Annotated in this window: 1 protein-coding gene; it reads left to right on the top strand. The window is 45.1% G+C overall.

The genetic code is table 11. From position 1 onward, the window contains the following. The coding region (locus ASC50_RS02070; protein ID WP_158648290.1) for a hypothetical protein at positions 1-809 on the top strand (809 nt) is incomplete at both ends.

Genomic DNA, 809 nt, shown 5'->3' with positions numbered 1-809 from the left:
GGCGTGCAGAGTGCGTCGGCGCAGGGTGCGTCGGTGCAGGGTGCTTATGACCATGATTTTGACAATGGCGAATTTGGGATGAAGCTATGGGTGGAATATGATTATATTGATATTCTTTATAAGTATAAGGGGATGACGCCACCGATAGATTCCATCAAAGTAGAATACTCAATCAATGGTGGTGTTGAGTGGATAGAACTTGCTTGTTTTGTGAACGACCCAGTTTTTGTGGATGTGAATTCGTTATTACGTTCGAAAGCCGATGAAACTATAGAGGTGCTGACAGCAGAAGAAGCAGACAGATACCCCATAAGGTATAGCGCTGGGAATCTTTGGGATTGTTATGCTAATGTTAGATGGCGCCCCAATAGATATATTTCAAACCTTAATATCAGAGTGAAAGGTAGGCGACGCCAAGTTGGGTGGTTGGTATGGGCTGGATATTTTCCTTTTCAATTTGGGAGCCTTCCAATGACGAAGCCGCAGCTGCACAAGCCGGAAATCACCGGCTATGAGATACTGGGTGATGGGAGAATAGAGGTCAAGACCAACATTCCCGGATTTACTCCTTTTGATGATATGGGCGAAGCAAACCATACCAAGATGTCTTTATTTGTTCTGGAAGACCTCCTGATTTATAAGTCACCGACACCCGAAAGTGAGATAAGAGTAAGATGGAATTCGGGTTCACCCAAACCCGTCGCGGCTCAGGAGAATAGTATGGATACACTATGTACCCGGGATCAATACAGCAAAAACATAGAGTTGAAAGTCAAGACGGCGCGCACGGATTATTACAAGCTGCCCTT

It is taken from the genome of Candidatus Symbiothrix dinenymphae (genome assembly GCF_001431085.1).
This window is presented reverse-complemented; position numbering and strand designations above follow the sequence as displayed.